Annotated in this window: 5 protein-coding genes; 1 reads left to right on the forward strand and 4 read right to left on the reverse strand. The window is 39.5% G+C overall.

From position 1 onward, the window contains the following. Positions 1–63: 63 nt before the first annotated feature. From OGI71_RS01725 to OGI71_RS01740, 4 genes are all read right to left on the reverse strand, one after another. Positions 64–1449, reverse strand: a complete 1386-nt coding sequence (locus OGI71_RS01725; RefSeq protein WP_282253578.1) for a glucoamylase family protein — start codon at positions 1447–1449, stop codon at positions 64–66. Positions 1450–1526: 77 nt separating this feature from the next. After that, the gene (locus OGI71_RS01730; protein ID WP_282253579.1) at positions 1527–2957 is read right to left on the reverse strand and encodes a RagB/SusD family nutrient uptake outer membrane protein; all 1431 of its coding nucleotides are present in this window, start codon (positions 2955–2957) and stop codon (positions 1527–1529) included. 21 nt (positions 2958–2978) lie between these two features. Beyond that, entirely contained in the window at positions 2979–6083 is a 3105-nt protein-coding gene (locus OGI71_RS01735) for a TonB-dependent receptor (protein WP_282253580.1), read from the reverse strand. Between the two features lie 265 nt (positions 6084–6348). After that, entirely contained in the window at positions 6349–9234 is a 2886-nt protein-coding gene (locus OGI71_RS01740; RefSeq protein WP_282253581.1) for a two-component regulator propeller domain-containing protein, read from the reverse strand. Positions 9235–9555: 321 nt separating this feature from the next. Between OGI71_RS01740 and OGI71_RS01745 the strand changes: the two genes are divergently transcribed. Beyond that, positions 9556–12657, forward strand: a complete 3102-nt coding sequence (locus OGI71_RS01745) for a TonB-dependent receptor (RefSeq protein WP_282253582.1) — start codon at positions 9556–9558, stop codon at positions 12655–12657. Positions 12658–12678: the final 21 nt, after the last annotated feature.

Genomic DNA, 12678 nt, shown 5'->3' on the forward strand with positions numbered 1-12678 from the left:
TGTTTTCGTGGATGGAACCATTTTCAACGTGTGACGGATTGAAAATGATTCCGGAATTTACCACTACTTTAAATAAGGACTTGTAAAACCAAGTTTTTTCAATCCTTGCTGAATCTCTGGTGCTTGCATGAACAAGTCCCAGATTTTTCCTGTTCTATAGTTCTCGATCATGACAATGATCGGTCCTTGATCGATCGCTAGATAGCGTTGCGGAAACCAATTGGCGGTTTCACTATAGGCATCATAATAGCCATATTTACCCCAAACTTTGGCTCCCAGTTGCCTATTCAGATATTGTGCAAATTGAATACTTTCATGTGGCGAGTAGGGCATAGAAGATAATGCTGCTGTGGGTGAGATTACTCCTGGGTCATTGTTTGGATGATGTGCATCGTATCCCTTGATGGAATAACTAGCTGTCCAGCCCCAACCTTTGTCTACACCATAACCTTTATAGCCTTTGGGATTTTGCCCAGCATAAGCCAAGTTTATTTTAACATGATTGCGTGTCGCTTCCCAATAATCAGCATATTGATCTTTAAGCCCTTTCGGGCTTAAACCCAAGTAAGAATAGTGTTCCCAGAATAAAGGGCCTACTTCACCTTCTTTGGCATTGTGTTTAAGTACCAATGGGATATCGTATTTTTTAGCATTGCTTTTAATCCCTCCAGATCTAGCCCATCCTTCATGGTATACACTTGGTGCGATAGGGTGAGAAGGGGAAGAGGCAGCTAAAACATAAGTGATTAGACATTCATCGTAACCCTTGATGGGATGATTCTGCTGAAAATTAAATTTTGGGCTCCAATGCCAATACAGCACGTTTTGTCCATTTGTATAATGATTCCAGTCTATTTCTTTCCAAAGTTTATCGGCTTTTTGTGCGACTACTTTGGCGGCATCGCTTTTATCTTTCAGATACTCACGAACGGTGATGAGACCCTGTGCTAAGAAAGCTGTTTCAACAATATCTCCGCCATTGTCTTTTTCGCTGAAAGGTTTGGCTGTGCCTAATTCGCCGTCATACCAATGTGCCCATGCACCACGAAATCGCTCTATTTTGGCAAGATAATCCATAATGTGGTTGAGCTTTTGCGTACCTTGGTCCACCGTGATAAATCCGCGTTCCATGGCGACGATCATTCCCATCAGACCAAAACCACTTCCGCCGATGGTCACCACATTACGATCATTCTCGGGGTAGACACCATCCATATGAATACGTTCGCGGGCTAGGCCTGATGTAGGTTCGGCACCTTCCCAAAAATATTGAAAGGTCTGTTGCTGAATATTCGTCAATAGGGAGTCTTCATTTACTTTATTTTGACCTATAGAATCTTTTGTGGACGGATCTGCGGATCCGTTGGTAGAGGCGTTTTGGCATGAACTGCTGAGAAGAAGGGCCAAAGCAATACCAGTAAGGCTCGGATATGCTATTCGTTTTCTCATGGATGAAATATTTTTTAAGAATCTTGAAAAATGTCCAAACGACTTACAGGTCGTTTGGACGGTTTATAGTTTGTGTGTTACCAACCGGGATTTTGAGGCATTTCTGGAGTCTGAATACGTTGGTCTTCCGGAATTGGAAAGAGCAACATTTTATCCTGAAACGTTTTTCCATTTGCAGCCATAGCTGTTTTTGCTTGTTTAGTACGAACAAGATCAAACCAGCGGTCGTGTTCAAAGGCTAGTTCGAGACGTCTCTCTTTCCAGATCAATTGACGTAGTTGCGCTTGGTCCGTAGTTGTTATATTTGACAATTTTACACGTGTACGTATAGCATTTAAGGCACTCAGTGATTCGTTGCTATTACCTAATTCGTTGGAAGCTTCCGCTAATATTAAGTAAATTTCACCTAAGCGAAGATAGCGGACATTTTTGTCCGTGTACTCGGCACCACCATTTGCGGATGAATATGCCTTCATATTATACATAGGGTTTTCGACGCCGTTGTCAATTACTCGTCCATCATAAAGAGTAGAATTTCTAAAGATGATAGTGGCATCGCGACGGATATTATCTTTTTCGGCGTTGAAAGCATCTAATAAATTTTGACTAGGTGTATTAAATCCCCAACCAAGACTGACAAGCCCCCCGCGGGGAGCTTGCACTTGGCTATATTGCTTAACTCCAAGGGCAATTGATGTTCCTCGAGCCTGCCATTCAAACAATGATTCTGGACCATTCTCACCTTCCAGTCTCCAAATTTTTGCATAATCAGCCTCTAAACTGTAGCCACCCGAGCTGATCACTGTTTTCGCTAGATCGGCAGCCTGTTGCCATTTACTTTGATATAAATAAACTTTTGCCAACAGACCTTGGGCAGCCCCTTTGGTTGCACGTCCTAAATCTTTGGCAGCGTATGCAGACTTTAGAGGTAGGTTGTCAATAGCAAATTGAAGATCAGCTTCGATATAGGCATAAACCGCAGATGCTGGCTCTCTTTTGATAAGATCGCGATCTTGAATTGGAACATCTCCCCAGCCACGTACAAGGTAGAAGTAATTTAATGCACGTAGAAAACGCGCTTCACCAATTAATCTATTTTTGTAAGCTACATCGGTCAAACCAAATTTTTCGGTATAGTCTATTGCTTGAGTGGCTCGTCCTATTGACTTATACCAACGAGACCACATAGATTTAATCGAACCTGTTGTAGTTGTATAGGTTAGATTGTCCAGATCTGCTTTGTCCCCACCATTGTCTGTCGCAGAACTTCCTTTATCCGCGTTATCAGAAATCATATCGGTGATGCCGATATAAGAAAAAGAGTAGTCCCAGTCTGTAAACATGCCATAGACTCCATTAATAAATTGTTCTGGAGTAAATACCTGCTCACTATCATTTGCTTCAACCCTTTCACGCGAAGGAACATCTAAAAAATTACTGTCTTTACATCCTTGCATAACAACGCCGGTTGTTGCAAGTAGTACTATATAGAGTTTATTTATTTTCATTGTTAGTAAGATTTAATAATGTTAAAATTGCATATTAAGCCCGAACAGGAAATTACGTGTAGTAGGATAAGCAGATAGTTCTATCCCAGAAGTTAAATTGGGACTACCATCGCCCGCCAATTCTGGTGAGAAACCGCTATACTTGGTGAACATAAATGGATTTTGGGCAGTTACATATAATCGTAAGTTAGATTTTGAGCTGTACAGATTACGGAAAGTATAACCTAATGTGATATTATTGATACGGAAATAACTGCCTGATTCTAGGAAATAACTTGACGCCCAATAGGCACGTTCCGCACCCGGGTGTACATTATTCGGGTTATCTTTGGTCCATCTTTCTTGAAACGTAGATAATGTAAGGTTTTCCCCCGCATCTTGTCTCACACTTTTTAGTCCATTATATACTTTATTACCTGCAACGCCATAACCTGATAGATTGAAGTCAATTGCTTTATAATTGATGCCTATATTGATCCCATAAGTCGAAGATGGTAAGAATGAACCAAAGAATTTTTTATCTCGGGTATCAATTACACCATCACTATTTTGATCTTTATATTTCAAATAGCCAGGTTTAGCAGGTCCGAAAGAAGGGTTATTCGCGATATCATTCGCATCCTGAAATACACCAATAGACTCAAACATCCACCAACCATAGATTGGTTGTCCGACACGAAGCTGTTTTGTTATTTCTCCATTGTTCAAGCTACCCCCTGTTGCGCCGTCGTAGGCGGGTTGAACTTCGGTAACTTTATTCTTATTGTAGGCATAATTTACACCAACGGTGTAGCTGAAATCGGGACTTATACTTTTATTCCAATTTAAAACAACTTCTACTCCTTGATTTAGGACTTTCGCTCCATGCGCGTAAAAGTTCTGTTCTGAAGGAGATGTTAACGTTGGCGTTACATTTAGTATCGTGTTCGTATTTAGTTTATGATAATAGTCAATTGAGCCCGACAAGTTATTGTTTAAGAAAGCGAAATCAATACCGGCTCCGGTTTCACGAGTTACTTCCCAGGTGAGATCTACTGCGGGAGTACCATATGCACTACCATATACCAAATTCTGTTCTGGACCAAAGACATAATTGTAATTAGATGCCCCTGGACTATTCATGATTGTAGAAACATTAAGTGGAATATCTTGATTCCCTAATTTCCCCCAGTTTCCGCGAATTTTTAGTAAATTAATCCATGAGGCGTCCTTCATAAATTCCTCATTAGAAATGTTCCATCCAAATCCTAGAGAAGGAAATGTTCCCCAATACTTACCCGTATTTTTAAATACGCTGGATCCATCTCGACGAATTGTTCCTGTGAAGTAATATCGGCTATCATAATTGTATTGTACTCGACCAAAATACGAAGCTAATGCACGTGGAGTATAATAGGTTTGACGGCTAATCAGCTCGTATTCGTCGGAAGCCAAATCAATGTTCCAATACTGTTCTTGCTCGGGCACACTGTAGCCTGTTTGGCTATTCATACTATTGATATCATATTTTTCACGGGACATACCTAATACGGCCTCAATATGATGTTTATCAAAACTTTTATTGAATGTTAGGAAGTTTTCCCAGGACCATCGAAATTGCTCAAGGTTTTCATATTTTAGACTATTATTCGCAAAAGTTATATTCCCGGGCTTTCCATCGGCTTTCTCTTTATAAAAATCAGCCTCTGTTTTTAGTGGATTAGCATTAAGATAATTTTCTTTGATGTTTACAAATTGTCTGTCCTTTGAATAAAACTTATTACCGCCAATACGTGAATTTATTTTAAGATAGTCGGTAATTTTAAATTCACCTTCAAAGCTACCCTGTAAACGCAATGTATTTGTCAGTTGATTCTGACGAAGAACTTCATATACCGGATTCCCCTGGGAGTTTAGATTGCCTAAGCTTTCGCCAGGTGCAGTTTCAATTCCAACTATACCTGTATTGATATTGACACTATTTGTACCGTATCTTCCATTGCCATACATTACAGGTACCAACGGTGACTGTCTGTAAGCTGTACTAAAGGCGCTATATGGTTTTGGAGTAGCTTTGGTTAACGTCAAATTTACATTTTGACTAAACTTAAGACGATTATTCAATAATTTGTAAACATTATTGTTCCGTATCGTATTACGAGTAAATTTTGACCCTTCCAAAATACCATTTTCAGTATAGTTATTTGCAGAAACAAAGTAATCAATCGTTTCTGAGCCACCAGAAATATTGACAGAATTATTAAAAACGCTACCTGTTTTTAAAATTTCGTCAAACCAGTCTGTATTTGTAGCTTGCCCTGTTTTTAATCTATAACTACCTGGTTTATTGACTGATTCTAAAAATTCATTCGCAAAAGTGGTGAACTGTTCTGAATTGGCCATTTTAACACGGTTGAGAATTTTCTTCATTCCCGCAAAGCTTTCATAATTAATATTAACAGTGCCCGCCTTACCTTTTTTTGTTGTAACGATAATGACACCATTCGCAGCTCTTAAACCATAGATAGAAGCCGAAGAAGCATCTTTCAACACATCCATAGATTCGATATCCGAAGGGTTGATGTTGTTGATGTCCGTTTGTGCAATACCATCAACGATATATAATGGATTTCTCCCACCCAAAGCTGTTCCCAAACCTCTAATAATGACATTTGGAGATGAACCCGGAGCTTCATTGGCTATAATATTTAATCCCGCCGCTTTACCCTGAATGGATTGCATTGCTGACATCGCTGGTTGTTTGGCAATATCTGAAGATTTCAATGAGCTAATTGATCCCGTGAGGTCGGCCTTTTTCTGTGTACCATAACCGATTACGACAACCTCTTCCAACGCTTTATTTTCGTTCTCCAGAAAAACATTAAGTTGCGTTTGGTTTCCGATGTATACCGTTTGTGTACGGTAGCCTAGAAAATTGAAAACTAAGGAGTCGGTAGGAGAGGCGTTGATCTGAAATTTACCCGTTGCGTCGGTTTTGGTAGATGCTGCTTTCCCTTTGATACTAATGGTGACCCCTGGCATGGATATCATGCTGGAACCATCTTTGACCACTCCTTGTATAGAAGTTTGTCCATAGGCAACCGAGACGACCATGGATGTCAAAAATAATGCGGATAGATTCCTCATATCGTAAAATTTTGGTGTTTGTTTAAAAATTCAATTGGTTATTCCCTCAGCAAATATGTTGATGTAGTACAAGTTTGCCAAAATTTAACGTTTGCACATCACTACTACACTGGATTTATACTTTCTCAATGTAATTTTAGTTTAGTTTTAATATTTTGATATTGAGTTGTTTATAGTTTGTTTTTATACAAAAAAAAGAGCGCTTTAGTGTTGTTTTTACACTAAAGCGCTTGTGTGGTAATGATGTAGTCTTTGTAGCGAAATTTTAACGTTCCAACAGAAATTCGGACAGGTTTTTGTCAGTTGGTATACCCAATTTTTTGCGCAATCGGTAGCGTCTGATCTCGACACCTCGTGTACTGATGTTGAGCAGAGAAGCAATCTCTTTACTGGACATATTGAGCCGTAAATAAGCACATAGTTTTAGATCATTGGGAACGAGATCTGGAAATTCTTGCTTTAATTTTTTAAAGAAATTTTCATGTGATTCATTGAAGCTTTTCTCAAAAATATGCCAGTCACGATCGTCATTATGCGCGTCTTCGATTAACTTATTTATTTTTTTCAATTCGTCAGAACTGAGTTTGTTTCCTTCCGCATCTTTGAGCTGTTTGAGTTCATCATGCAGATTATTCAACATTTCATTTTTATAAACGATATTGAGCGCAGCATTGGCCAGCTCTTTGTTCTTTAGGCTGAGCTGAGCTTCCAACTGTTGGTTCTTTAATTTAATCCATTCCTTCTCCTGTTGTTCGGCATCTCTTTCCAGGGCAACTTTCTTTTCTTCTAACCATTTTCGCTTCGCTTGAAACTGCCTTTTTCTTTCTCGTTGAAGATTGAAATTATATATAAGATAAATCAATCCCGTAACCATTATGATATAGCAGATTTTTGCCCACCATGATAGGTACCAGGGATATTTAATTGTAAAAGATATTGTCTGTATTTCAGAAGTCAAGCCGGTATTGGTTCTAGCTCTTATCTTGATTACGAAATGCCCATACGGTAGGTTTGTGAAGTCTTGATAAGCTGTTTCACTCCAGTCCGACCATTTATCTGAATAACCGTCTAAGTAATACTGATATTGTAAGGGAGAAGAAGAGTAATAGGGGCTTGAGAAACTTACCCTGAGGTTATTCTCGGATGATGCCAACCTAAGATCTCCATTCGGTATAATCGTTTCTCCGGTTGTGAGATTGGTCAATTGCGCAATCTGAGGCGGAGGTAATATGTATTTATGGTCTTGATCTGAATTCCGATAGATCGCAAAACCATCGTCTAATCCGATGAGATAATAATGATTTTCGATCGGTAGGATGTTTTCATAATTACTCATCATGCGATCTTGCAAGGGGCTGAGTAAATTGGAATCTATTTTAAGCTTTCCTTTACTATCAAAATCTACCTTGGCGATTTTTGTTCTCTGAATAAACCAATAACTGTTGGTATTGATTGGGATGACCTTATTTGCATTCTTATAACTTCCTAACGCATTATTTAATTCGTTGGCATAGCTAAAGCGTTTGACGATATTATCAAACTGCATGAATCCACTATCAGTCGCAAAAACAAGATTGTTTTCTAATGTGTAAATGCCCGTAAATCTTCTTTTGGAAGCAAGACTATCTTGCTTTGAGGTAAATTGAATTTGTGCTTGTTGGAAACTTGGGTCAAGATCAATCAGCTGCACTTGTCCCCAATCCCCAATCCAGAAGGAATGATTATCTTTTTGGGCAAGGAATCGAACAGGTTCTTTAATCGAGGAAAATTGCTGTGCAAATCGGAGCTGCATATCATCAAAAATGAACTTTGATAATCCGGTATAATTCCCCTGAAGAATATTCTTTGTTCCGAATATAGGTTTGAATATCCAACCGCCCGTAATTTTAGAAATCTTTTCCAGTTTCCCGCCAACCAGTTTAAAGGTTCCTTCGTTATGACCGCAGATCAGTTCCGCACCAAATATGGCCAATGTCCAGACCTGACCATTTGAATTGGGAACCTGGGTGAAATCTAAGGAATTGTAATTGTTTAATCCCTTCCATTCACTGACGAATAAGCCTTTATTTGTCCCTAAGTAAATTTTTCCCTGATAGATAATTGACGTATAGACCGTACCGATTTTACCTACAAAATCGGTATAAAAAGATAAAGAAGAGTTGATTTCAATGCGGTCAATCCCATTGTCCAACCCTACCCAGATATTCTGTTGTTTATCTTTTGCAATGCTGAGTACAGTATTGTTCTGTAGTCCGTTATTTTTATTGATATGTTGGACTACTTCTCCATTTTTATTAATAATAATAACGCCATTTTGAATGGTTCCAAACGCATACTGCCCTCCAAATAAATAGATACCGTTATTGATTTGGGATTGACTTAGTATTGGATTGGCGGGAATTGACCATGTTCGGATGTTTCCGCTGGAATCCATAAGATAGAGCCCGTGATGGGCTGTTGCGATAATTGAATTATTTCTATCAAATGGTAATATTGCCAGTACATTTTTGTCCTTAAGGATATCTTTGCCTGGTACAGGTACTAATTTATTCGCTTTGAATTCATGTAGGCCACTTGGGAGCTGTTCAAAAAACAGTTGATCGTTAAGTTGATGTGGAAATAAAAAAGGCTCACCTTTAGCCGTAAGTGGCCTAATTGTATTATTCTCCCATATATAGGCTTTGGAGAAAGTATGAAAGAATACACGATGATCCTCAACGATAATTTTCCATATTTCCTCGTTTGGAAAATAAGTCTTGTCTTTGACCAGCTTGGAAAGACTATGATAACTCATCTCTCCAAAAGCCTTTGAAGTCCAATAGCCAAATTCCCCTCGTCCACCCGTGTATACTTTTCCCGTTTTATCAACAGCTACACTGCGGACAGTCGAGTGGTTTGGGAGCGGGTACATGCGCCAGTATTGTCCATCAAACCGCAATAATCCTTCTGTATTGGCACTGTAGATTCGTCCTTCATGATCAATTGCTAAAGACCAATTCTGGTTTCCCGCTTTGTATTGGCTTTTTTTGTATTGCTTTACAAAAGGCGTGCCTGTAGGTATGATTGTCTGGCAATAGCCAGTATTCATATTAAGCATAAAAAAAGCGCAAAACCAAAAGATATAGGCAACGCTATATTTTTTTGATATCATCGAATCCCTCACTTTAAATTGATTTGAAAAGCAATATATAGATTTTATCGCAAAAGGGAGAATGCCTACTGCAGATGAATGTCATTATAGACATTCAAGCTTGTTTTTTTGACTAAATAGTCGAAATCGTTTTCGCATTTTTAATAGCCCAATTCATTGAAGGCTACTCGTTTTTTAATTACCTTGGAAACAAATAACCAAACAAAACGCGACTATGACTTGATCAAATCTTTAAAAATTAGATTTGGATTCAAACGAATTGCTCAAGGAGTGAATCCATCAATTTAAAACGTAAACCCAAAAACACTAAACAGTAAAATTATGAAATCAAAGCTTTTCAGAAGAGGGCCCTGTGCGCTTATTCCCTATGCTTCCATGGCAATATTTTTGTCACCTGGATTATCATTGGGGATAACTAAAGGCGAAGACAGAGGTATCTATCATCAAATTAATCAGGAAGAAACAGAAATCAGAGGTAAGGTTTTAAACAAAGAAAATTCTGCATTGCAGGGTGTTTCCATAAGTGTAAAAGGAGTCGCTGGTCGGAGTACCCAAACGAATGATAAAGGAGAATTTATACTTAAGGCACCCTCCCATGCAACATTAATTTTTTCGTCCATAGGTTACGCTGGGCAGGAAATTAAACTTACTACAAATCAAAAGACCATAGAAATTGTCCTTCAATCGAACGAGTCACTTATGGATGAGGTCGTCGTCGTGGGGTATGGAACACAGCGAAAAAGTGATTTAACAGGTTCCGTGTCTTCCATTAACGCGAATCAAATTAGTGCGTTCCCCTTGGCAGGTACCGCGCAAGCCTTACAGGGAAGAGCTCCAGGGGTTTCAGTGACCAGTACGAATGGAGAACCCGGTAAAGCTCCTCGTGTACGGATTAGAGGTGGTAGTTCCATCAATGCAAGTAGTGATCCATTGTATGTGGTTGACGGCTTCCCCGGCAGTTCGGCTCCAGCTCCTGAAGATGTTGAATCGATAGAAGTATTAAAAGACGCTTCTGCAACAGCTATTTATGGTTCCAGAGGGGCCAATGGCGTGATCATGATAACAACGAAAAAAGGACGCTCGGGCAAACCTGTTATTGAATTAAATAATTCCTTTGCCTCACAGAAAATAGGAAAGCGCCTTTCGCTATTAAATGCTTCGGAATTTGCCGCCTATATTAACGATACCTATACGAATGCTGGGAACAATAATCTACCATTTAAAGATCCGGGATCCCTGGGTGAAGGAACCGATTGGCAGGACCTTATTTTTAGAAATGGAAATCAGTTGAATAATCAAGTCTCCGTGTCGGGAGGCAGTGACAATATAAGGTATTATACTTCCGTCAGTCATTTTGGACAAAAGGGAACTGTGATCAATTCCGATTTTAGAAGACTCTCTGGGACTTCAAATTTAGAAATGAAGGTTTCTGATCGCATCAAAATCGGAACCAGACTGCTGTTTAATCGCAATAAATTAAACGGTGTAAGGACACAGGAAGGAAGTAGCGGAACGACAGGTGCAGGGGTGATCTCCGCAGCCTTGCGTTTTGAACCTACACAGGGAGTTTACAATGAGGAAGGAAAATACACCTTGAAGCAGTTCGGTGACCCACACGATAATCCGGTGGCTGCTGCGATGGAAAGGAAAAACGAGGTGATTACAGATCTGTTTCAGGGGAATGGATTTGTGGAGTTGGGGATTCTGAAAAATTTGATCTTTCGTAGCACCTTTGGTGTACAGGTCAGTAATCAACGTACAGGTAATTATGTCTCAAAAGAACTTGTCGAAGGAAGAAATTTCGGTGGAGTTGGATCGATCGCGGCACATAAAAATACCAATTTGATCAATGAAAACTTCCTGACATATACACAAACCTTTCACGAAAACCATAATCTGAATGCGATGGCTGGTTATTCCTATCAGAGTTCTAGAAATGAAACCTGGCAGGCGAATAATCGAAATTTCATTTCAGACAGCTTTAGCTATTGGAATCTAGGTGCTGGTTCCAATTATCAAAATGCATCTTCGAATCTTGAAGATTGGGTAATGTCTTCCTTTTATGGTAGGTTGAATTATAATTATAAGAATCGCTATTTCGTTACCGCGACAGGAAGGTACGATGGCTCTTCCAAATTTGGAGATAATAATAAATGGGCTTTCTTTCCTTCGGGAGCACTCGCCTGGAATGTGAGCCAGGAGCCGTTTATGAAATCGATCGATTGGCTGAGCAATTTAAAATTGCGAACAAGTTATGGTGAAACCGGAAACTCGGAAATTGGTTCCTACCAATCTTTGGCTAGATTCTCACCTACCTTGACAACAATGGGTGGAAGTCCAGTTAATGCAGTGCGTCCCACGAATGTTGCCAACCCGAATCTGACTTGGGAAACGACCAAACAGACAGACGCCGGATTGGATATCGGCATTCTAAAGAGCCGAATCAACCTATCAGTAGACTATTATTACAAAAAAACGATCAATCTCTTGTATCAGGTGCCACTGCCGCTCTATTCGGGTTTTACTACAGCGCTTCAGAATGTAGGAAGTGTACAAAACAAAGGTTGGGAATTTGGTTTGCAGACAACCAATCTCAATGGCGCCTTTGGATGGAAAACAGATTTTAACATCAGTTTCAATCGCAACAAGATTTTGCAGCTTCCTGGAGGCGAGATTCGATATAATACAATCCCTGGTCACATGCTTTCAACGGATTCGCAGCTGCTCCGTGAAGGAGAGGTACTCGGCGCATTTTTTGGATGGGTGACAGATGGAATTTATCAGCAGGGCGATGATTTTAGCGCACAACCAAATAAGAAACCTGGAGATATTCGCTATAAGGATTTATTTGGGCGTGATAAAAATAATCAATTGATCGCCGGTGCAAATGGTGTTGTCAATGCTGACGACCGTACGATTATAGGCAATCCAAATCCTGATTTCACCTTCGGTTTTAACAATGATTTTAAGTATAAGAATTTTGATCTGAATATTTTTATGCAAGGAAGTTATGGCAATGATATGTTGAACATCACACGAATGGAACTGGACTGGATGGCCGGAAAAGGAAATGCTACAAAGGATGCACTACGGCGCTGGACACCCGAAAATACCAATACTGACGTACCAAGGGCAAGCTCAACCAACAATCCCGAAGTTTCCTCGCGCTGGGTGGAAGATGGCTCTTACCTCCGATTAAAGAATCTTGCTCTTGGCTATAACTTTTCAGAAAAGTCACTCGAAAAAATTCATCTAAAATATTTAAGAATATATGTCAGTGCACAAAATATATGGACATGGACCAATTACACGGGTTTTGATCCTGAGGTAAGCTATCAGGACTCTAACCGAAATGTCGGATTAGATTACATGGGCTACCCCAATATTAAATCGTATACACTTGGCCTAAATCTGAGATTTTAATAGCACGGATAATATTTTAAG

The organism is Sphingobacterium sp. ML3W (assembly GCF_029542085.1).
GTDB lineage: Bacteria > Bacteroidota > Bacteroidia > Sphingobacteriales > Sphingobacteriaceae > Sphingobacterium.

What these genes read in the sequence shown, in the direction of transcription:
- OGI71_RS01725 (WP_282253578.1), bottom strand. Translation starts at nt 1,449, where the DNA reads ATGAGAAAACGAATAGCATATCCGAGCCTTACTGGTATTGCTTTGGCC.
- OGI71_RS01730 (WP_282253579.1), bottom strand. Translation starts at nt 2,957, where the DNA reads ATGAAAATAAATAAACTCTATATAGTACTACTTGCAACAACCGGCGTT.
- OGI71_RS01735 (WP_282253580.1), bottom strand. Translation starts at nt 6,083, where the DNA reads ATGAGGAATCTATCCGCATTATTTTTGACATCCATGGTCGTCTCGGTT.
- OGI71_RS01740 (WP_282253581.1), bottom strand. Translation starts at nt 9,234, where the DNA reads ATGATATCAAAAAAATATAGCGTTGCCTATATCTTTTGGTTTTGCGCT.
- OGI71_RS01745 (WP_282253582.1), top strand. Translation starts at nt 9,556, where the DNA reads ATGAAATCAAAGCTTTTCAGAAGAGGGCCCTGTGCGCTTATTCCCTAT.